The sequence below is a fragment of the Brevibacillus composti genome, from assembly GCF_016406105.1.
In the GTDB taxonomy this organism is placed as follows: Bacteria; Bacillota; Bacilli; order Brevibacillales; family Brevibacillaceae; genus Brevibacillus; species Brevibacillus composti.
In genome coordinates this window covers 3,504,112-3,525,376 of record NZ_CP066308.1, presented here as the reverse complement: position 1 = coordinate 3,525,376, position 21,265 = coordinate 3,504,112, and the positions used below count along the sequence as shown (strand labels likewise).

Annotated in this window: 22 protein-coding genes; 8 read left to right on the top strand and 14 right to left on the bottom strand. The window is 53.5% G+C overall.

Translation table 11 applies throughout. The annotated features are described in order from the left end of the window. The first annotated feature begins 590 nt into the window (after positions 1–590). Positions 591–1,340 (top strand): alpha/beta fold hydrolase, encoded by a 750-nt coding sequence (locus tag JD108_RS17730; protein WP_198827306.1) that lies wholly within the window; start codon positions 591–593, stop codon positions 1,338–1,340. Here the strand turns inward: JD108_RS17730 and JD108_RS17725 are convergent. The 3 genes from JD108_RS17725 to JD108_RS17715 all read right to left on the bottom strand — a co-directional run bounded on the left by JD108_RS17725 (position 1,323) and on the right by JD108_RS17715 (position 2,871). Beyond that, positions 1,323–1,733: a LexA family transcriptional regulator gene (locus tag JD108_RS17725; protein ID WP_198827305.1), complete on the bottom strand. Its 411-nt coding sequence runs from the start codon at positions 1,731–1,733 to the stop codon at positions 1,323–1,325. The genes JD108_RS17730 and JD108_RS17725 overlap by 18 nt on opposite strands. Before the next feature lie 82 nt (positions 1,734–1,815). Continuing rightward, on the bottom strand, positions 1,816–2,337 hold the full coding sequence (locus tag JD108_RS17720) for an ImmA/IrrE family metallo-endopeptidase (RefSeq protein ID WP_198827304.1): 522 nt from the start codon (positions 2,335–2,337) through the stop codon (positions 1,816–1,818). Between the two features lie 84 nt (positions 2,338–2,421). Beyond that, positions 2,422–2,871: a helix-turn-helix domain-containing protein gene (locus JD108_RS17715; protein ID WP_198827303.1), complete on the bottom strand. Its 450-nt coding sequence runs from the start codon at positions 2,869–2,871 to the stop codon at positions 2,422–2,424. A 105-nt stretch (positions 2,872–2,976) separates the two neighbouring features. Between JD108_RS17715 and JD108_RS17710 the strand changes: the two genes are divergently transcribed. Next, entirely contained in the window at positions 2,977–3,438 is a 462-nt protein-coding gene (locus JD108_RS17710) for an ArpU family phage packaging/lysis transcriptional regulator (RefSeq protein WP_198827302.1), read from the top strand. Positions 3,439–3,591: 153 nt separating this feature from the next. Here the strand turns inward: JD108_RS17710 and JD108_RS17705 are convergent, their stop codons facing one another. Next, positions 3,592–3,927 (bottom strand): DUF3147 family protein, encoded by a 336-nt coding sequence (locus tag JD108_RS17705; protein ID WP_198827301.1) that lies wholly within the window; start codon positions 3,925–3,927, stop codon positions 3,592–3,594. Beyond that, positions 3,912–4,337 carry a MarR family winged helix-turn-helix transcriptional regulator gene (locus JD108_RS17700; protein ID WP_407649360.1) on the bottom strand — a complete coding sequence of 142 codons (426 nt, stop codon included), beginning with the start codon at positions 4,335–4,337 and terminating at the stop codon, positions 3,912–3,914. The genes JD108_RS17705 and JD108_RS17700 overlap by 16 nt, the downstream gene beginning before the upstream one ends. A gap of 461 nt (positions 4,338–4,798) precedes the next feature. On the opposite strand from JD108_RS17700, the gene JD108_RS17695 reads away from it, so the two are divergent. From JD108_RS17695 to JD108_RS17680, 4 genes are all read left to right on the top strand, one after another. Continuing rightward, positions 4,799–6,769 carry an ABC-F family ATP-binding cassette domain-containing protein gene (locus JD108_RS17695; RefSeq protein ID WP_198827299.1) on the top strand — a complete coding sequence of 657 codons (1,971 nt, stop codon included), beginning with the start codon at positions 4,799–4,801 and terminating at the stop codon, positions 6,767–6,769. A 470-nt stretch (positions 6,770–7,239) separates the two neighbouring features. Beyond that, positions 7,240–8,652, top strand: coding sequence for a group II intron reverse transcriptase/maturase (ltrA, locus tag JD108_RS17690; RefSeq protein ID WP_198826346.1), 1,413 nt, complete (start codon positions 7,240–7,242; stop codon positions 8,650–8,652). Positions 8,653–9,255: 603 nt separating this feature from the next. After that, complete coding sequence (ltrA, locus tag JD108_RS17685) at positions 9,256–10,599, top strand: group II intron reverse transcriptase/maturase (protein WP_198826945.1); 1,344 nt, start codon at positions 9,256–9,258, stop codon at positions 10,597–10,599. 232 nt (positions 10,600–10,831) lie between these two features. Further along, entirely contained in the window at positions 10,832–11,308 is a 477-nt protein-coding gene (locus tag JD108_RS17680; protein ID WP_198827298.1) for a hypothetical protein, read from the top strand. A 132-nt stretch (positions 11,309–11,440) separates the two neighbouring features. On the opposite strand, the gene JD108_RS17675 is transcribed toward JD108_RS17680, so the two are convergent. Further along, positions 11,441–11,875, bottom strand: a complete 435-nt coding sequence (locus JD108_RS17675; protein ID WP_198827297.1) for a Dps family protein — start codon at positions 11,873–11,875, stop codon at positions 11,441–11,443. Between the two features lie 310 nt (positions 11,876–12,185). On the opposite strand from JD108_RS17675, the gene JD108_RS17670 reads away from it, so the two are divergent. Continuing rightward, the gene (locus JD108_RS17670) at positions 12,186–13,550 is read left to right on the top strand and encodes a putrescine aminotransferase (RefSeq protein WP_198827296.1); all 1,365 of its coding nucleotides are present in this window, start codon (positions 12,186–12,188) and stop codon (positions 13,548–13,550) included. Positions 13,551–13,646: 96 nt separating this feature from the next. Here the strand turns inward: JD108_RS17670 and JD108_RS17665 are convergent, their stop codons facing one another. Next, on the bottom strand, positions 13,647–14,063 hold the full coding sequence (locus tag JD108_RS17665) for a hypothetical protein (RefSeq protein WP_198827295.1): 417 nt from the start codon (positions 14,061–14,063) through the stop codon (positions 13,647–13,649). 295 nt (positions 14,064–14,358) lie between these two features. Here JD108_RS17665 and JD108_RS17660 point away from each other — a divergent pair, with 295 nt between their 5' ends. After that, a complete protein-coding gene (locus tag JD108_RS17660) occupies positions 14,359–15,207 on the top strand; it encodes a pentapeptide repeat-containing protein (protein WP_198827294.1) in 849 nt (282 codons plus the stop codon). 322 nt (positions 15,208–15,529) lie between these two features. Here the strand turns inward: JD108_RS17660 and JD108_RS17655 are convergent, their stop codons facing one another. The 7 genes from JD108_RS17655 to JD108_RS17625 form a co-directional block, all read right to left on the bottom strand. Beyond that, positions 15,530–16,033 carry a glycosyltransferase family 4 protein gene (locus JD108_RS17655; protein WP_198827293.1) on the bottom strand — a complete coding sequence of 168 codons (504 nt, stop codon included), beginning with the start codon at positions 16,031–16,033 and terminating at the stop codon, positions 15,530–15,532. A 63-nt stretch (positions 16,034–16,096) separates the two neighbouring features. Beyond that, complete coding sequence (locus tag JD108_RS17650) at positions 16,097–16,630, bottom strand: hypothetical protein (protein WP_198827292.1); 534 nt, start codon at positions 16,628–16,630, stop codon at positions 16,097–16,099. A gap of 319 nt (positions 16,631–16,949) precedes the next feature. Continuing rightward, complete coding sequence (locus tag JD108_RS17645; protein ID WP_198827291.1) at positions 16,950–17,183, bottom strand: hypothetical protein; 234 nt, start codon at positions 17,181–17,183, stop codon at positions 16,950–16,952. 38 nt (positions 17,184–17,221) lie between these two features. After that, positions 17,222–18,298, bottom strand: coding sequence for a polyamine ABC transporter substrate-binding protein (locus tag JD108_RS17640; protein WP_198827290.1), 1,077 nt, complete (start codon positions 18,296–18,298; stop codon positions 17,222–17,224). 109 nt (positions 18,299–18,407) lie between these two features. Continuing rightward, positions 18,408–19,187, bottom strand: coding sequence for an ABC transporter permease (locus JD108_RS17635; RefSeq protein WP_198827289.1), 780 nt, complete (start codon positions 19,185–19,187; stop codon positions 18,408–18,410). 1 nt (position 19,188) lies between these two features. Continuing rightward, entirely contained in the window at positions 19,189–20,058 is an 870-nt protein-coding gene (locus JD108_RS17630; protein ID WP_407649443.1) for an ABC transporter permease, read from the bottom strand. 41 nt (positions 20,059–20,099) lie between these two features. Next, on the bottom strand, positions 20,100–21,182 hold the full coding sequence (locus JD108_RS17625; RefSeq protein WP_198827288.1) for an ABC transporter ATP-binding protein: 1,083 nt from the start codon (positions 21,180–21,182) through the stop codon (positions 20,100–20,102). Positions 21,183–21,265 lie beyond the last annotated feature (83 nt).

Genomic DNA, 21,265 nt, shown 5'->3' with positions numbered 1-21,265 from the left:
GGGAAGTTCCGCACTCCGTCGGGCCGTTCGCTTAAATGACAAGCATTGCGCGGAATATCGCGAGCAATACCAGGATCAGGCGAGGCCGCGGATGGACTCTCTTCTAGTGGAAGACCCCGATACGAAGTCTTTTTCCGCTAGCAAAGAATAAAGGCGACGATGAACAATGACACCAATCCCTATCCAGAAACCGTTTTTGTTTCCCCATAGACATGGATGTTTCAAACGGTTGTTTCGTTGGAGGCAGGATTACATGATCATTGTTCATAAGTCACCCTTCCGAATTTGTATGGGTTAAATCTTACCATGTGGAGAAAAAGGATGTCAATACAAATATTTCCTTGTATGTGGGGCTGCTTCTACGTACGGTTGGGCCGTCTCGGTCAATCTTGCCTCGGCGTCGCAGGTCCGGTCTCCCGTCGACGAGCGAGCTAGCGACCCTAACTGTGCCAGCTCCGGCCATGCTGTGATCGCCCCTGGTTGTCTGCAACAAAAAGGAAGGCTTTTCCGGAATGCATGCACACCCGGCTGGAAATCGCGCATACTAATGAAAGAAAAAAAGGGGGAGGGTGCGAAAGGAGGGTCCAGCGATGAGAAGACGCTTTATCCGATTTTTGCTGTACGGCTTCCTCGTCGTCGCTTTGCTCGTAGCCATCGCAGCCTGGTACCTCGATCCCTACCGACCGAACGCAGATGCGATGAGCGCGATGAGGGACGGAGACGGGGTGAGAGTGGTGGAACGAGCGGGCTTGATCATCTTTGAGGGCGGGGAGAGTTCTCCACCCGGGATGATCTTTTATCCGGGCAGCCTGGTCGGCCCGGAGAGCTACGCTCCACTCGCCCGTCTCATGGCGTTGTCCGGCCACCGGACGGTGATCGTCAAAATGCCCCTCAACCTCGCCGCCACGGGAGAGGACCGGGCCGAAGACGTGCTGAAGGCATATCCCGAGGAGCCTTTTGTGATTGGCGGCCATTCGCTCGGAGGCGTCGTCGCTTCTCGCTATGCCGCCCTGCACCCGGAAAAATTCATGGGGGTGTTCCTGCTCGCCGCCTATCCGGATCAGCGGGGGAATTTGGCTGACAAAGCATTGCCTGTCCTCTCTCTGATCGGATCCAGAGACGGTGTGGTGAATCAGGAGGAGTATGAAAAAGCGCGGCAGTATCTCCCGCCGAATACGGATCTCCTGACAATTGCAGGGGGGAATCATGCCCAATTCGGCAGCTATGGACCCCAAAAGGGAGACCAGCCGGCGGTGATCTCCGCCGAAGACCAGTGGCAGCAGACGGCGTCTGTGCTGAAAGAATGGATGAAGAGCACGGTTTCAGGGCTGGGCAGATGAGTGAATCGCCGGCTCCCTGATGATTCCCGAGACCACGCCCACGATCCGGATATTTTCAGAGGGCAGAATCAGGGGAGGATGATGATCTGTGCAGGCAAACACACACTCGACGGGGTTTACCTCAGAGGCGATCCGGACGAGATACTGACCCTCTTGCCGTACCAGCACCGGTCTTCCGATGATCGGCTCCAGGGAAAAATCGGAGATCAACAATGCGTCGCCGCTGGAGATGCCGAGCCCGCTCAGGCCGTCATCTCTCATCTGCAAGGCGAAGCGGGCGACGTGGTACCGGGCGGCTTCGATCCAGGGCATCAGCGATAGCTCCTCTTCCTCCAGAGACAGATCGAAAAAGCGGGTGCTGTAAGCATCCCCAGCCAAAAAAAACGTCTTCATGCGGGACGGCTCCTTTTCGGGTTCGATTTCTGATCAGGCTTGTTGCAGGGGACAGGCCTCTTGGGTCCCGCTTCGCCAGATGCTACCAGATTAGCGGATGCCCCTTGGCGTACATCCTGCTCAGCAAACGATCAAATCTCTTCTGGGCGAGTGACAGCGGCACGCGAAAAATGGCGGCCAGACGGGAAGGGGCTTCGTATCGGGAGCAGTTTTCCAGCAGCGGCCCAAACATCGGGTAGGGCATCAGCAGATGCTCCGCAAAATGATTGGCCTGTGCCTCCTGCCAATCGATCATCGCGTCTTTGCCCCAGGGCTGCATGCCTTCGTGCAACAGCAGATGGCCGAGCTCATGGGCGATTTTTTCCCGTCTCTGCGGCAAAGGGAGGCTGTGATCCACAGCGATGACGAAGCGGCCGGGGAGGTACGGATGCGGATGGGCGCGACTGCGGCCGGCGATGTCCCACAGCTCGATTCCGTAAGCGGAGCACAGCTCGGAGACGCGAATCTCCCGGGGCTGCCGGATCCCATGAAGCTCCAGCAGTTCATAGACGCGCTCCTCCAGCCAGGTTTGCGGCTCGAACACCTCGGCAATCAGAGAGTGCATGGGAAGACCTCCTTTGAAGAGTTGGAACGTATGTTCGTTATCAGGATGGAAAGAATGCCCCTGGTTTATCCATGGGGCTCTTTTTTATTTCGTTGTCTTTTTCCCTTTTTCCGTAATCGCGTACAGGGACGGCGGTCTGGATTCATTCACCTGATGAACCCGCATCTGTTTCTTTAATTCATACCAATACCGGCGAATCTCTTTTTTCTCGTCTTCGGTGGCTTCGAGATAGCCGTCGAGAAAATAGTAGTCGTCGGGGTCATCGATTTTTTCCTGTAATAAATCGTCCAGTGATCGCTGGTGCGGCTGACCGCCTGCAGGCGCCAGTTCCAGCGCGTCATCGACGCGGCCCAGCAACCAGTCTGTAGAGACCTGGAGCACATCGGCAAGCTGCATAAGCATATCGTTGGGAGGCGAACTGTGGTTGTTTTCGTAATTGCTGATGGTCCCTTTTGTTGTTCGGACTTTTTCCGCCAGTTCTTCCTGCGTCAGTCCTTTTGCCCGGCGGGCCGTTCGTAAGCGCTGGGAGATCATGAACGAACCAGTCCTTCCTGTGAATAGGTACAAATACATTGTACAACATTGGTGTGATTTAGGAAATAGTGTATGAAAATTTTGTATAGAGGAGTGTTGCATACAATGAACGCCTGGTTTCTTTCCGCACCCGCGCAAATTGACGTACAAGCCACGCAGCGCAGGGTAAAGCGAGCGCTAGATTTGGCTCGGGACTTTATCCGCATGGGGTTTCATCCGGGATGGGAAGCGAGGACCACGGCAGGCTGGCACGCCTCGCCAGTATCGGTGACGAATCGCTTCCGCAGCAGCACGGAGGAGGTGGCCGTCCGCAACGCGACGATCGAGCAGGAGCGACGGGAATTTGTCGAGCAGCTCCTCACCGCCGTCAACCGCCTCTCAACGCGGGAGAGGGAGTTGATCCTCACCCGCTGGTTCGACCGGGAGGACCGGACAGATATCGAGGCCTACATCATGCTCAATCTGACGCATTCCTCGTATTACCGGCTGCGAAACAGCGCGTTTCGCAAGCTGGCCGGCGCGCTCGGGATGGAGGTCTATGCGGAGGAGGGGAGGGAGGAGTTGTGAAAGCTTCACGGAACGGCGGACGGCAGGCAAAAACGGACCGCACAGTCCGAAGCTACGTCAGAGAGAGGCGGGTTTCTCCTCTCCCAGCATTTTGTCCCGCTCGATTTCCCGCCAGGGCGATTTATGTCATTGTGGGTTGGCTTGTCTATCTTCCTAGGAGGGATTCATCACGAAATTCTGGATAGAGATAATCAAAAACCATCCGGCAACCCCCAGTAATATAGAGGTTGTCACTGAATATGAAAAACGCAAGGATAGGGAGACAATTACCAGCAACACTATCGTGGAAGGAAATCCAAAGAGTACTCCCCGTGCAAATTGACTAAGCGTAGTTGACGATTCTCCTTGAACAGACAACCAGATAATGCTCAATAAACTTACAATGGGCAATGCGGCAATCATCCCACCCGCCGTTGGAAATCGTTTCGCTATTTCGGTGACGACTCCAATTACGAAAGCAGAAGTCAAGATTTTTAGTAAGAAGAACATTTTTTTGCCTCCTCAGCTAGCAGGTGAAATGCCTCCCCAATGATTTCGCGTTGCTCTACCGACAGGCGCTCCAAGATGTCTGACAATTTGCTCTCGTCCAGTCTGGTATTCATATACAGGGCTGCCCTTCCTTTTTCCGTCAGTCGCACAAATACCTTACGTTCGTCAGAAGAATATCGCTCCTTCACGACATATCCATTATGTAGTAATCGTTTTACATGCTCAGAGGCTGTATTATGGCTAATGGAAAGAAGCTCCGCTAGCTTTCCTATCGTAACATCCCCTTGCATATCGATGTGCTGCAGCATCCGTACTGCTTGGTGAGTAATTGAGTCCTGATGAGGATAGTGAAGATAATAATACAAGGAAGCATACGATTGATTGAGTGAAGTGATGAGCTGTGAGTTCATGGTCATTCTCTCCCGTTTTCTTTGTCCGTATCCCGCGGAGTAATGGGTTTCCCCGCACCCGAACCCTCAATTTCATTCTCGGTCTCTACGGAGATCCCGACTGTCGAAAAGGGTTCCCATTTTCCTTAGATTAGTTCAGAAGACAGATATTTCCCTCCCTTTTGTTATATATCGTACAATAAGATGTATTCTGTGGTAAAGACATATTATTTGAACATAAAAAAGTCCGAGACTGCATCTGTTTCATCAAATAGCGATAACCGTATGCTTGATCTTTCGCTCCCTTCATCGTAATGCTTCTGCTCTATTCCCTTCCTATAGAGCGGAGCCGGAAAACATGGTACGATTTGATAGAGTGTCTACGGTTGGCCTTATGAGCAAGTTCACGAACCGACCTCGCGAGCCGCAGCCCTTTTCCCAAAAGGACACGGCCTATCCCATAAAAGTACAGGTGAACCCATATGCAAATCCTATCAGTGGAAAATCTCTCCAAAAGCTACGGAGAGAAGGTATTGTTTGACTCGATCTCTTTTCATATCGCCGAGGGCCAGCGGATTGGCCTGATCGGCGTGAACGGCACGGGGAAGTCCTCCCTCTTGAAAATCGTCGCGGGCCTGGACACCGCGGACAGCGGCAAGGTGATCCACGCCAACCATTTCCGCGTCGAGTACCTCCCGCAAAATCCGGTCTTCGCGGACAATTCCAGCGTGCTGGAGCAGGTGTTCTACGGCGACAGCCCGCTGATGCAGCTGCTGCGGGAATACGAGCAGGCCGTGGAAGAGCTCCAGGCCGATCCGGAGAACGAGCAGAAGCAGGCCCGCTTGTTGCGTCTGCAGGGCCGAATGGATGAGGCCCATGCCTGGGAGGCCAGCACCATGGCCAAAACCATCCTCACCCAGCTGGGCATCCACGATTTTTCCCAGCGGGTGCAGGAGCTCTCCGGCGGGCAGCGCAAGCGGGTGGCGATGGCGCGCGCCCTGATTCAACCGGCGGATCTGCTCATCCTGGACGAGCCGACCAACCACATCGACAATGAGACCGTGGAGTGGCTGGAGGAGTACCTCTCCCGCTACAAGGGGGCGCTCTTGCTCGTCACGCATGACCGTTATTTCCTCGACCGCGTCACGAACCGGATTTTCGAGCTGGATCGCGGAAAGCTGTACAGCTACGAGGGCAATTACGCCGTTTTCCTGGAGAAAAAGGCGGAGCGGGAAGAAAACGAATCGGCTGCCGAGAGCAAGCGGCAGAATCTGCTGCGGCGGGAGCTGGCCTGGCTGCGCCGCGGTGCCAAAGCCCGTACGACCAAGCAAAAGGCGCGCGTGCAGCGAGCCGAGGAGCTGCGCGATCGGCAGGTGGACGGACCGGCGGAAAAGCTGGAGATGGCCTTGGGTGCGAGTCGTCTGGGAAAAAAGGTGCTGGAGATCGAGCACATCAGCAAAGCGTATGGACAGCGGAAGCTGATCGAGGATTTCAGCTACATCGTCCTGCCGGGGGACCGGGTCGGCATCATCGGGCCCAATGGCAGCGGGAAATCGACGCTTCTGAACATGCTGGCGGGCAGAGTGGAGCCGGATTCCGGGCTGATTGAGACAGGGCAGACGGTCAAGCTGGCCTACTATACGCAGGAAAACGTAGAGATGGATGAAAAGCTGCGCGTCATCGAGTACGTCAAGGAGGCGGCCGAGGTCGTCCACACCCGCGATGGCGAAGTGATTACCGCTTCGCAAATGCTGGAGCGGTTCCTGTTTCCGCCGCATCTGCAGTGGACCCCGATCTCCCGTCTGTCCGGCGGGGAACGACGCCGTCTCTACCTTCTGCGCACACTGATGGGCGAGCCCAACGTCCTCTTTCTGGACGAACCTACCAACGATCTGGATATACAGACGCTGAGCATCCTGGAGGATTATCTGGAGCAGTTCCCGGGCGCGGTGATTACCGTCTCCCATGACCGCTACTTCCTGGACCGGACGGTGGACCATCTCTTTGCTTTCGAAGGGGAGGGACGAATCCGCCCGTTTACGGGCAATTATTCCGAGTACCTCGAAGTGCGCCGTGCAGAGCTGGAACAGGAAGCGGCCGAAAAGCGCAGGGCCGGGCGGGACGAAGCGGACATCAAGTCGAGTCCCAAGGCGAGTGCCGGCGGAGATCAAGCCGGCGAGAGTGAGAAAAGCGCGTCAGGCCGGGGGCAAAACCGGACCCGCAAGCTCTCCTACAAGGATCAGAAGGAATGGGACGAAATCGAAGGAAAGATCGCGGCGCTGGAGGAGAGAAGCGAACAACTCAAGCAGGAGATCGCGCGGGCCGGCAGCGATTACGCCAAGATCGAAAAGCTGTATGCCGAAGAGCAGCAGGTCGCGTCTGATTTGGAAGCGGCGATTGAGCGCTGGACGGAGCTGTCGCTGTTGATCGAGGAGCTGGAGCAAGGAAAATAAGATCGGTTTGACCAAGACCGGAACGGAGGCGAACCCTTCCCAGCTCGTGCGGGAAGGGTTTCTCTTGTGCGCCACGCATGGCGACTAACTAGGCGGTGAAAGTCCGCTGTGGGGGCTGGTAGTGGCCAACCACTAGCCAAGAGCAAGGGTGTCCACCGTGAGGTGGAATCTGAAGGAAGCTGGAGGCAAAATCCCGGCCCGAGGAACACGAACATCATCAGGCATATGGAATGGGACAAGCTTGCGAGACAAAGCAAAGTCCAATACACTACACGGACATTCCGGTGTAAATGATGCGGGTATATGGGAGGAAAGTGAGTCGTCTTACCGTGGGAGGTCTCATGGACGTGAGAAGATGACATTCGAATCACGGTTGAAACAAGATTTATCATGAGAAGTCAGCAGACGCCATAGTACCTCGAGCAGTCGACGGCTTGAGGGAAGGGCTGAACCTTAGGAGGTGGTCGTCAATGAATGTTACCGAAACAGGAGATAAGGGCAGCCAACTTCCAACGGAAGGCTCACCGCAAAAGAATAGTGCGGAACACGAAGGATATGCGGGAGTGCACGTTCCTGAGAGGATAGCTGAAACCGACGACACCAACGCAAACGAGTCGAAGGAAAGGTTACTTGAGAAAATCATAAGCAGAGACAATTTGAACGAAGCGTTCAAAAGAGTCAAAGCGAATAAAGGTTCACACGGAATCGACGGGATGGGCGTAGATGAACTTCTACAATATCTCAAAGAAAACGGTGAAACCATCAAGGAACAAATCCTGGCGGGCAGATATCGCCCAAATCCCGTTCGAAGGGTAGAAATCCCAAAAGAGAACGGAAAGAAAAGAAACCTGGGCATCCCAACGGTGGTTGATCGAGTAATCCAGCAGGCAATTGCACAAATGCTCACGCCGATCTATGAGCAACAGTTCTCGGACAACAGCTTCGGGTTCCGACCCAAACGAAGTGCCCACCAAGCCATAAGGCGCAGCCAGCAATATATTCAGGAAGGCTACCGCTATGTTGTGGATATGGATCTAGAGAAATACTTTGACACCGTCAACCAAAGCAAGCTCATTGAAGTACTCTCAAGAACGATTAAGGACGGACGAGTCATTTCACTAATTCATAAATATCTTCGGGCAGGAGTTGTCGTGAAGCACAAGTTTGAGGAAACAGAAGTCGGCGTACCGCAGGGCGGGAATCTGAGTCCAATTCTCAGTAATATCATGCTGAATGAGTTGGACAAGGAGCTGGAGAAGAGAGGACACAAGTTTGTGCGATACGCAGATGATTTACTCATCTTCTGCAAGAGCAGACGAAGTGCCGAACGGACACTAACCAACATTCTCCCCTACATTGAAAAGAAGCTGTTCCTAAAAGTAAATCGGGAGAAAACCGTGGTGGACCTAGCCATTCGAGTGAAGTTTCTGGGATTCTCATTCTACAACCAACGAGGGCAAGTGAAAGTCCGCATCCATCCCAAATCCATCGCCAAAATGAAAACAAGAGTGAAGGAACTAACCGCAAGAAGCAATGGCATGGGAAATGAAGAGAGAGCCGAAAGGCTCAGACGCTATATCATGGGATGGGTCAACTACTTCAAGATTGCGGATATGAAGAACCTGCTCCAAACAACGGATGAATGGATGAGAAGAAGGATTCGAATGATCTACTGGAAACAATGGAAACGAATAAGGACAAAATTCGAAAAGCTGATCTCGTTTGGAATCCCAAAGTTCAAGGCATGGGAATACGCAAATACAAGAAAGAGCTACTGGAGAATCTCCAATAGCCCCATCCTCGCGAAAGCCCTCGATAACAACACCATTAAAGGCCTCGGATTTCTTTTCTTCTCAGATTATTATCGACAAGTGACTGCGTGAACTAAGGAACCGCCGTATACCGAACGGTACGTACGGTGGTGTGGGAGGTCGGCTACTCAACTAATGGGTAGCCCCCTACCCGATTCCCGCGTGCCCAGCAAGCCGTTAATTGCTAGTTGGTGAAAGTCCAACCGAGGTAAGAGCCAAGTCGCCTCGTAGCTGACAGGCAACTGGTGGAGTGATCCTAAGGTTGAAGCCCTGTGACAAAGTAACCCGAAAGGGTGCAAGCAAATCAGCAGACCGTAACATAAAGTGAATCCTGCCGCCTCGTTAAGAAAGACCATTGTAAGATGGACAAGGAGGAGCCGAGCCTGGGGGAAGTGGGCGAAGGCCACGGAAGGTGTGTAGAACTTGGATCGCAGCACTCAAGAACCTCTCGGGGTAAGGGGAACGGTATGCTGAGAAAGTAAGGAACGGAACTGGGGAGACCCTACTTTGCACACTCCGTCGGAGTGTAAAGCGGAAACCTATAACCGTAAGGGAAGTGGTGGACGGCAGAGAGGGAGTCGGAGGGGCTCATAGTACCAGAGAAGTGGAGACAACAAAACTCCATGGAGGAAAGGAGCCCTGCTTTGTTCACGGGTTGAAAGGAGGTAAGAGTGAGTGAATGCAAGTAAACTTGCTAACTACACCGATGCAAAAGCTCGACAACTTTGGACAACCCTATATCTTTGTGCCAAGGAAAATCCAAAACGGCGATTTCATGCTCTGTATGACAAGGTGTATCGTCCTGACATCCTCGCCGAAGCATGGCGCAGAGTGCGTGCCAACAAAGGAAGCGGCGGAGTGGACGGACAGACAATCGAAAGAATTGTACATGAATACGGAGAGAGTAAATTCCTCAATGAAATCTACCTCGACCTAAAGAGAAAACGGTACCATCCGGCACCAGTTCGACGCACGTACATTCCAAAAGCGGATGGGAAGCAAAGACCGCTTGGCATCCCGACGATACGAGATCGAGTTGTCCAAATGGCAACCAAAATGGTCATTGAGCCAATTTTCGAGGCGGACTTTAAAGATTGCTCATATGGATTCCGACCGAAACGAAATGCCCACCAGGCGATTGCACAAATCAGAAAAGCGAGCAAACAGGCATATTGGGTAGTTGATGTAGACATCAAGGGGTACTTTGACAACATCAATCAGGAGAAGCTGATGAAACTGGTTGAGCAAAGGATTTCGGACCGCAGAGTACTAAAACTGATTCGAAAATGGCTGCAAGCAGGTGTCATGGAAGGTGTACAGTTCCATGAAACGGATTGGGGAACTCCGCAAGGAGGAGTAATTTCGCCGCTGCTTGCGAACATTTACCTCAACTACATGGATACAATCTGGGAGAAACAATTTTCTCATCTTGGCAAATTAGTTCGATACGCCGATGATTTCGTGGTCATGTGCAAGACGAAAAAGGATGCCTTGGAAAGCATTCAGGTTATAAAGGCCATTATGAGCAAACTTGACCTGACTCTTAGCAAGGAAAAGTCTCGATTGATCAATATCTGGGACAACACCGCAGGCTTTGACTTCCTCGGTTTTCATCATCGAAAATTTCCCGTTCTCATTAAAGGTGGAAAAAGGATATATGTCATGTCACATATTCCAAGCAAGAAAGCAATGAAAGAAATGAGACGGAAAATTAAGATGTACACCGAACCGCGCAGCAAGTTGTACTGGCCGCTGCATGAGGTGGTACAAGGGCTTAATCGAAAGCTTAAGGGATTCAAGAACTACTATTCAATTTCAACTATAGCAGCAAGATGGTTAAACAGAATTGATTGGTATGTAATAGAAAGGCTGACGCTATTCGTTAACAAGAAAAGGAATGTGCGAAACAAGCATTCCAGGGTCGGGGAGGTAATGAAAGCCACACGGGGATCATTGGTGAAACTTGCCGGAGAGGACTACCGAATGCCAAAGAAAGAAGAGCATCGGAAAGCCGTATGAGGGAAAACCTCACGTACGGTTTGATGAGGGGGAGCTGAAATGAGTAAGGCGACCATATGGTCGCCCAAAAGTTTCAGTTCTCTACTCTACTTTTGCAGCTGTCCCTGGTCGGCCGGTTTTGTAAATAGCCCTGTTTGTTAACTGCTTTGTTGTTGACAAATCAACCGTTTTCAAGTAAAGACAATTCTATTATGATAAGGGATATCAAAATCGTTGAAAAAAGGAGAAAGCTATGGTTGAATACCTGACGGAACGTAAAGCTTTGCATATGACTTTGCAATCTCTCTTGGAGCAACGAGCTTCCCTTCGGCGCCAATACGTTGATCAGGACAAGCAGCTCGGACAGGATATTAAGCAAATTTTGGCCCGTGTGCGTGAGTTGGACCAATTGGACGGGACGGTCGACGAATATGTCCCGGCCGAAGAAGAGCAGGATTTTTCCGAAAGCGCGATGGCAGAAGCGATGGGGCGGGTAAAGACGAGGAAGACCCATATCCGCCACGACTATGAAGCCGTAGCTGCACAGGTGGAGCGCATCCTGAAAGAGATGTCCGCCATGACGCTGAACGATCTCTGCGACGAGCTGAAAAAACGATGTGGCGTGGAGTTCGCGAGTCCTTATATCGGGATTCACAAAGCCATCAAGCATTTACCAAATGTGAAAATTGAAAAGGATGGGAGAAAACTTGTATTTTCCTTGGAGTCATAGAATGGCAGCAAAAAAGAGGGCAATTGTGCATCCAGCGCAAGTGCCCTCTTTTGTATCGCCCGATATGCGGGCAGCTTGAGACTTCACAACTGGGAAGGGAGCGCGAAGATGGTTTCTCTCCTTTGCGATGCCTTATCCCAGAAAAGCTTTGAACATCCAGACGTGTTTCTCCAATCCGGTCTTGATCGACAGGAACAGATCAGCCGTGCCCTCTTCCTCAAGTGCTTCCGCCTTTTTCATGCCGTCTTTCAATTCGTCGATGAGAAGAGTAAAGTCTTCCACCAAGGTGTGGACCATTTCTTCCGCCGTTTCCCGATCGCTGGCTTCCTCGATGCTGGCGTCGCGGAGACTATCGCCCAGTGTGGCGACAGGTTTGCCGCCCAGGGCCAGGATGTGCTCGGCCAAAGTGTCGATGAGGCTGGTAGCTTCATTGTACAGTTCTTCAAATTTGGTATGGAGCGTGAAGAAAGCAGGCCCCTTTACATTCCAGTGGTAATTTTGCAGCTTCATGCGCAGGACCGTCCAGTTGGCGAGTTGTTTATTCAATACCGGGAAAAGATTTTCCATAGTAGAATCACTCCTAAATTAGAATTATTATTATCTAATACCTATTATAAGCATTTCACCAGGATTGTCAATCTGTTCTTTGCACGAAAAAAAGGGGGGGCTGTCCGTCTTTTCCTGTCCTGTCCTCTCCCTCGCCTGTGCCAAAGTCTTGGCGAAGCCGGTTTTCTACATTTTGAGAAATAACATTCTCATTTTACGTTCCCTGCCGTGCGGAAACAGGGGATTCCATCGCTTCCTTTTCCTTTTTTCCTCTGGCATTGTTCTTGCAACTTTCCCGTATTGAATAACCAATTTGGAAAGGATGAGGAGCATGGAGCGCAAAACCCGGGAAGAGTCTTTGGAACTGGCAAAGGAAATACTCACTTTTATCGAAAGTGAGACCCTGAATGTGGAGCAAAAGAAGAAGATCGTGAGCGATTCCATCGAGAACTTTACGAATCATGTGACCAAAGCGATTCTGGCCCACCGCAAGTCCGTCTCCAACGATTTCTCCGTGGTGGAATGGGAAGATGAGGGTGCGATCTTCCGCGATACGATGGGGGATGAGTATATCGATTGTCTCGGCGGGTACGGGGTTTACCTGCTCGGCCATCGCCACCCCAAGGTAGTCAAGGCGGTGGAGTCTCAGCTGAAGCGGTACGCGCTGCACAGTCAGGAGATGGTGGACCCGCTGCGCGGCTATCTTTCCAAGCTGGTCGCGTATATCACTCCGGGGGATTTGCAGCACTCCTATCTAGTCAATTGCGGCACCGAAGCCAACGAAATGGCGCTGAAGCTGGCGAGGCTGGCGACTGGCAAGAAATATTTCATTTCCACTGAAAAGGGCTTTCACGGCAAGACGATGTTTTCTCTCTCGGCTTCCGGGAAAGCGACGTTCCGCGAGCCGTACATGCCGCTCGTGCCTGGCTTCCAGCACGTGCCCTTTGGCGACGCGGACGCAGTGGAGCAGGCGATCCGCATGCTGATCGCGACAGGCGAGACGGTGGCCGGGGTGATCGTCGAGCCGATCCAGGGAGAAGGCGGCGTCAATATCCCGCCAGACGACTATCTGCCGCGCCTGCGCGAAATCTGCGACAAGTACGAGTGCCTCTTGATCGTCGATGAGATCCAGACCGGGATGGGCCGCACGGGCACCCTGTTTGGCGTCGATCACTGGAACGTCGTGCCGGATATTATGACGCTTGGCAAAGCCTTTGGCGGCGGAGTAATGCCGATCGCGGCGATGGTCGCCAAGAAAAAATGGTGGGGCAAAATGGAGGAGAATCCCTTCCTGCTCGGCTCCTCTACCTTTGGCGGCAACCCGCTTTGCTGCGCCGGAGCCATCGCCGGCATCCACACGATCCTGGAGGACAACATCCCGCAGATGGCCAAGGAAAAAGGCGACTATATCATGCTGCGGCTCCGCGAAATCCAGGAGCAGTATCCCGAGGTGATGGTGCAGGTGCGCGGACGCGGTCTCTTGATCGGCATGGAGTTCGCCAACAACAGCCTCGGCTACACGCTGGCCAAGATGCTTTTCGGCAAAAAAATTCTCGTCGGCGGCACGCTGAATAATGCCACCGTGATCCGCATCGAGCCGCCGGCCGTGATCTCGTACGAGCAGATCGATTACGTGCTGGCATGCATCGAAGAGGGCATCGCGCAGCTCGCCAAGGAGATGAAAGTGGCACGGTAGCTCTTCACAGGGGCAGATGCGAGAGCGGAAGCATATGTATGCTCCCGCTCCTCCTTTCGCCCTGCCGGTAAGCGCAGCGCTTTTCCAACCGAATGTTCACTCATAGCGGACAGCGAGTGTTTGCTGCTGTCCCCCCTCGGTATTCATCCACTTTCTGATCTCTTCATAAGAAGCCGAATCGATCTTGGGGAAGGTTACCTCTAGCGTAAAGGCGTCCTTCCACGCGTAATTCAGGATCGGCAAGCTGATTTCCCCGTTAAAAATCGAGTGATCCTGCCAGTTGCCTGTCGTTTCCTTTCCCTCTGCTGTACGTAAGTCATCTGTATGCAAAACAAGCAGGGTTTCGCGGTTTACGCCGGTTCCTTCATTTCGCCCCAACCGCATCACGTTTTCGTGAGGAGGCTCTTCTTTCCCTGTCGGTTTTGATGACGGGGATGATGTGGGGGCGGAACAGCCCAGTGCGATGATAGCCATAATTCCTGCCAATGCCAATGCGAAGGGATTGCTTTTCATTTTTCTCTCCTTCTGCCGTTTTCATTTCCCTGTTTCTGCGCTCTGTGTTGAGGCTTTGCCGGGCGCGGTTATAAGGGGGAGTTCTCCATGGAAAAAACTTTACCTCCCTGCAGTGAGCGCCCCCACCACTCTCCGTGATCTTCCGTGTCTACTGGAAACAGACGAGAATGGTACAATTGCGAGTGTGTAAAAGAAATGCTAGAGTATGTCAGGCGGATTGCATTCGCTCGCATGTTTGCCTTACGATCATAGAAAAGTAGATTTGGAATCCGATAGAGCGGGAGGAAATCACCCCATGACTGGAAATGACGAGATTCGGGATCTTTTGCCGACTCTGCAAGCAGACTGCGAAAAATGCTTTGGTTTGTGCTGTGTCGCCTTGCCTTTTGCAGCTTCGGCAGACTTCGCCGTAAACAAAGAAGCTGGACAACCCTGTCAAAACCTGCAGGCCGACTTTCGCTGCGGCGTTCACAACCGTCTCAGGCAACTGGGCTTTCGCGGATGCACGGTCTACGATTGCTTTGGCGCCGGACAAAAGGTGTCTCAGCAAACATTCGGGGGACGTGACTGGCGCAAGTTTCCGGAAACGGCGAAAAAAATGTTTGAGGTGCTGCCGGTAATGCGGCAGCTGCATGAACTGCTCTGGTATCTGAGCGAGGCTTTGACTTTGCAGCCGGCTCGTTTGATCCACGGCCAGATCCGCTCAGCGCTCGAGGAAACCTTGCGCCTCACTGACCTCGATGCCGACGCTCTCCTGAAAGTAGACGCAGCCGCCCACCGTGCCAAGGTGAATGAACTGCTCCTCAAAACCAGCGAGCTTGTCCGGGATGAAGCCCGTTCGCGTCATAAGGGGGCACCAAGCAAACAAAAGTATGGCCGGGGAGCTGACCTCATCGGAGCCAAACTGAAAAAAGCGGATCTGCGGTGCGCCAACTTGAGAGGCGCGTATCTGATCGCGGCCGACCTCAGAGAGGCAGACCTCCGTGCAGCCGACCTCATCGGGGCCGATTTCCGGGACGCTGACCTGAGCGGAGCTGACCTCACCGGGAGCATTTTTCTCACCCAAGCCCAGCTCAATGCGGCAAAGGGCGACGCCCGCACAAAATTGCCGCCGTCCCTGGAGCGTCCGGCACACTGGTCTTGAGACAAGCAGATCCTCCATTGCGTAAAACGCCACAAGAAAACGGCTCCGAACCCGATATCAAGAAAAAATGGTAGGGCCAGATGGAGGAAAATCCCTTCCAGCTCGGTTCCTCTACCTTTGGCGGCAGCTCGCTATGCTGCGCCGGAGCCGTCGCCGGACAACATCCCTGCACCAGCCGCGCCGGGCACGCAATCACAAACGGCTTCGAGGCGGAGCGCTCCCGGGAAAAACAATCGTCGTTTCCATGTCTATCGAAATAAGAAAGATTAATCCCATAGGGAACGATTGCAAATTTGCCCTCGGGAACACCGCAAGCGTCGTGTCATTCTTGCAGCAGCCATCTCGTGGGAACCATGGTACAGTCGGACGAGACGGCGCCATAGTATTCTCCCCTGGCCAGGTATTTCCACCGGAGACTGTCTTTGCGCACAATCATGCCGGAATGGACGTATTCATAAGCGATCAAACCGTGCAATGTAGCCACCTGGGGGATGTGATCGGGTTTTATTCGCCAAAAGGCTCTCGCAGATACGGCATCCTGGGTGTGAATCAAGTCATACCCGCTCAAATCAAACAAGGAAATGGCCAGTTCAAAGGCATACCGCTCTACCTCCTGCCAGCGAATCCAAGGCTCAACAGTGGGAAAATACCTCTCGTAGTAATGAAATACCTTATTGGCGACCAGGTTTGTAATCTCGCGTATGTCTATTTCCTTCTCTTTATCGACGAGATAGATTTTTGTCCTGCTAGGATGATAGGCGAGCACATCTGCCTGATGCCCCTGAAGCCCCAGCTCCTTTTTGAGTGTCTGAAGAAATGTGTTCACGCCTCCGACATGCGGCATCCTCCAATATGTGGCAAGCAAGATTCTCACGATGGATCGCTACCTTCAATACCCTCCATTTGGCGGCACAGGCGGCTGCGGAAGGGTGAGGAACAGAGAGGCGGAAACAGTGACCCTGCCTTCGGGAAGGAGTGTGATGGCGCTCGCCAGATTGTGGCCGAAAAAGTAATGTACCGCACTGTCTCCCGGGGAAGCGATCTCCAGATTAGGGTCAACGGTGTATTCAAAGGCAGTCTGGAACGCATTGGCCCAGTCAACATACTGCAGCAAGTCGGGAGGTGTCGGAGGAGGAACGACTGTCGCAGGCCCGGTTACGGTTCCAAAAACGTTAAAGGTAGGCGGGTTCGGGTTGCGGTCATTGTCTTCGATGCGGAACGATTCAAACAATGGATTCAGAAACTCTGTCTCATGGGTCAGAACGGGACCATCCGGATTCATCGCTTGAAAAATGGGACCATCGTCTGCGCCAATCTGAAAATCCAAGAGGTATCGGATACCGATCGTAACCGGAGTCAATCCATTGTTGACGACGGTTGTAGTCACCTCGATCGTGGAGTCCTCAAAGGTGGTCCCGTTCACATTGACATCTGGACTGAATGAAGAGTGCATCGGGAGTATCGGGCGGACCAGGCAGTTCATAGATGGTCCGAAAGCCGGTGGTGCCGATTGGGATAACCGTACCAAATGGATCGAGAAACACAACCGTATTCGTGGAATTCTTGGCTTCTACGTCTTGAATATAATCGGTTCCACCGGTATAGGAGCGAATCGTATGAAAGGTTGTCCCCGGGCCGCCCCCGAATAGCACCTTTAGGCCAGGTCCAGCGGGATGATCCGGACCAGTCTTAGCCGTATACAATCCGATGCCGGAACCGGAGATATCCTGCACGAACACGCGCTAGATGTTGTTGCCAGCTTCCACCGTTCCTGGACGCAGCATATCCTCTTTACTCATGAAGCACTCCCTTTCTATTTGTGCTTCCCTATCATATTCGGGCGTTTGTAATGTTGGTTGGACGAATTGAGGTAGAAAAAAGTCCAAAATACCGCTTGCACCTCTCTCCCGGATGAACAGGGAAAACGCAGCGGAGCGCGGTGAATCGAAACAGCAAACGGCTCCGATCGCCTGCATCGGAGCCGTTCCCTTCTCTTTTCCTATGATTTGCCGAACTACTGCGAGCTTTTCACCTCAGACCAGATGCGGTCGTATAACTTGACCGCATCGCCGATATCGGCAAGGCTTTCGATCCGCTTCATCTCTTCGGGCGGCGGATAAATGGCGATGTTCGCCAGTGTTTCTTTGTCGATCAGCTTGCGTGCCTCTTTGTTGGGGCTGATGTACGGGAAGTCCTTGGCGATCTCCGCATTGACCTCCGGCTCCAGCAGATAATTGATGAAGGCCTCCGCGGTCTTCTTGTGCTTGGCTTTGGCCGGGATGAGCAGATTGTCAAAGGTGATCATCATCCCTTCCTTGGGCATCACCGTGGTGATCTGCGGCTTTTCGCGCTGCGCCAGCGCGATTTCCGGCCCCCATACGACCGCCACATTCACTTCTCCATTGATCAGCAATGTTTTCGGGCTGTCGCTGTCAAACGCCTTGATATTCGGCATCAGCTTCAGCATCTTTTGCTTGGCTTCCTCCAGATGGGCCGGGTCGGTGTCGTTCCCCGAATAGCCCAGCGTTTTCAACACCATCCCGAGAATAAAGCGCTGATCGTCTACCATTACGATCTGCCCTTTCAACTCCGGCTTCCACAGATCTTCAAAGCTAGTGATGCTGGTCTTGATCTGGTCGGGATTGTACCCCAGCGACACCGTATTGCCCATATAGGGAACGCTGTACTTGTTGCCGGGGTCATGCTCTTTGTTGATCAGATCGGGATCGAGATTCTTGAAGTTGGGTATGTTGTTCAGATCGATCGGCTCGATCAGCCCTTGCTTGATCATCGATTGGATCAAAAAGTCGCTGGCTACGATCAGGTCGTAAATGCCCCCGCCCGCAGATACCTTGGCCAGCATCTCTTCGTTGGAGGAAAACGTGCTGTAATTCACCTTGACGCCATACCTCTCCTCAAATCCCTTGATGACGCGGTCCGGGAGGTATTCGGACCAGTTAAAGACGTTCAACTCCTTGGACAGGCCATTCTCCCCCTGTGACGAGGTCGATGAACTGCATCCCACCGCTGTCAGGACCATAGACAGCGACAAAATAGCGACCGCAGCGATTTGCCTGAAGCCTTTCTTCATAAACATCCCCCTTTTGGATCGATGCGTATTTGTAACCGGTGACAAGCGCTTTGTTTTGCTCGCGATGGCGTGCGCGATAGCTGGCAAGCTGTGCCTCGAGGGCGGCGCCCTATTGCTTGCGCATCCGCAGTCGCTCCGCAAAAATGACGATGACGAGCGTGACGGCCAGCATCAGCGTCGACAAGGCGTTAATTTCCGGTGTCACCCCGAATTTCACCATGGAGAAAATCTTCAAGGGCAGCGTTGCGCTGGCCGGCCCCGCCACGAAAAAGCTGATGATCACATCGTCGATGGACAGGGTGAAGGCGAGCAGGGCGCTGGCCAGAATGCCCGGCGCGATGACAGGCATCGTCACCTTGACAAAGGTTTGCCAGGGAGTGGCGCCGAGGTCCATCGCGGCTTCCTCGATGCTCTTGTCAAAGCCGGCCAGGCGGGCGCGGACCACGACGACGACAAAGGGGACGGAAAACGTGATGTGCGCAGCGATCAGCGTCAGATAGCCGAGCGGCACCTGGAGCTGGGCGAACAGGGCCAGCATGGAGATGCCCATCACGATTTCGGGGATGACGATTGGCAGATAGAGCATGGCATCGAGCGCCGTCTTGCCGCGAAAATGGTAGCGGTACATGCCCACAGCGGCCAGCGTCCCGATCATTGTCGCCGCGATCGTGCTGATCAGCGCGACGATGAGAGAGGTCTTCATCGCGTCCAGGACATCGCTGTTTTGCATCAGCTTGACATACCAGTCAAAGGTAAAGCCGGTCCAGACGGCGTTCAGCTTGGATTGGTTGAACGAATAGAGGATCAGGATCGCGATGGGCATATACAGAAAGAGATAGACCAGCGAAGCGTAGAGAACGGATAGTTTTTGGCCGAGCGAGGAGCGCATCCTAGATCAGCTCCTTTCCTTCTTTGTCTTTGCTGATCAGGATGTACGCCGTGATGAACAAGAGCGTCAGCGCCATCAGAATAATGGAGCTGGCAGACCCGAACGGCCAGTCGCGCGCCGTGAGAAACTGATTTTTGATCAGATTGCCGATCAGCACCGTCTTGCTGCCTCCCATCAGATCGGGGATAAAGAAGAGGCCGAGCGACGGGATGAAGACGAGCAAGGAACCGGCCATGATGCCCGGAGCGGTCAGCGGCAGCGTCACCTTCCAGAAGGTCTGCAGCGGTCGGGCGCCCAGATCGGCGGATGCTTCGAGCAGCGAGCGGTCCAGCTTTTCGATCGAGGCGTACAGCGGCAGCACCATGAAGGGCAGCATGGTATAGACCAGACCGATCAGGACGGCCGTCTCGTTATAGAGGAGTGGCAAGGGCTGACTGATGATGCCGAGCTGGAGCAAAAAAGTGTTGATCACGCCTTCGGTCCGGAGCAAGACGATCCAGGCGTAGGTGCGAATCAGCGAATTGGTCCAGAAGGGTACGATGATCAGCAGCATCAAAATATTGCGCCAGGAGGCGGGAGAGCGGGCGATGATATAGGCGAAGGGATAGCCCAGCACCAGGCAGATCGCCGTCGTAAAAAAGGCCAGCACACAGGAAACCCAGAGAATTTTCAAATACAGCGGGTCGAAAAAACGGACGTAGTTTTCCAGCGTGAGCGGGGCTTCGATCCCGCCAAACGAACTGCGGGTAAAAAAGCTGACGCCGAATATCAAAATCAACGGCAAGAGGAAGAGAGCCGTCATCCAGATCAGGATGGGCCCGATCGTCCAGGTCTTCCCGTAATCGCGGACAAGCCGTTTGGGGGGTGCCATCGCGGTTTTTGCAGAGGAGGCAGAGTCGATGACCGGGGCTTTCATCGGGTTAACACCACCCCGTGCTCGGGCTGCCAGTTGACGAACAATTCGTCGCCTTCCCCGACAGGGAGGAGCTGATCCGTCTTTTCCACGGCGACAAAGGGGATGCCGCCCTTCAGGGTAATGACCGTGCGCGTGATTCCGCCGCAGTAGATGCGCTCCGTGAGCCTCCCTGGAATCTGGACCAGCCGTCCGGCATCCGTCTGCACAGGCTCCAGACTCAGAGCCGATTTCTCCGGCCGGATCGCCACCGTGACCTGCTCATTTTCCGGGATGGACTGGGCCGCCGCGGCTACCTGCAGCCCCTCGCAGTCGATCAGCATCCGTTCGGCGTCCCGGGCTTTGACCGTGCCGGTGAGCAGATTGGTCTCTCCGATGAATTCCGCGACAAAGCGGGTCGCCGGACGGTCGTAGATATCGGCCGGCGTGCCCACCTGCTCCAGAATGCCTTTGTTCATGACGGCGATACGGTCCGACATGGTGAGCGCCTCTTCCTGGTCGTGGGTGACGAAGACAAAGGTAATGCCGAGCTGTTTTTGCAGATGCTTCAGCTCGACCTGCATCTGCTTGCGCAGCTTTTGGTCCAGGGCGCCCAGAGGTTCGTCCAAGAGCAGCACCTTGGGGTTGTTGACCAGGGCGCGTGCGATGGCGATCCGCTGCCGCTGTCCGCCGCTGAGCTGGTCCGGTTTTCGCGTGGCGTACTCCTCGAGCTGAACCAGGCGGAGCGCCTGCCGCACCCGCTGCTCGATATCTGTCTTCGCCACTTTTTTGACACGCAAACCAAACGCCACATTTTCAAAGGCGTTCAGATGCGGAAACAAGGCGTAGCTTTGAAAGACGGTGTTGACATCACGGGAGTAGGCGGGCAAATTTTCGACGAACTCTCCATCCAGCTTCACATGGCCGGATGTCGGAAGCTCAAAACCGGCGATCATCCGCAGCGTCGTGGTCTTGCCGCAGCCGCTCGGGCCGAGCAGCGTGAGAAACTCGCCCTTCTCGATGTGGAGGGACAGATCGTGAACGACTGTATGTTGGCCGAAGCGTTTGACGACATTTTGAAGCTCCACCATAGGACCTAGCATGGGAACCCCCCTCGCTTTCTTTTCGTACTACTGGGTACTAGCAAAAACAATGCCAATTTTGAATTTTCGAAAAACGGAGCGCC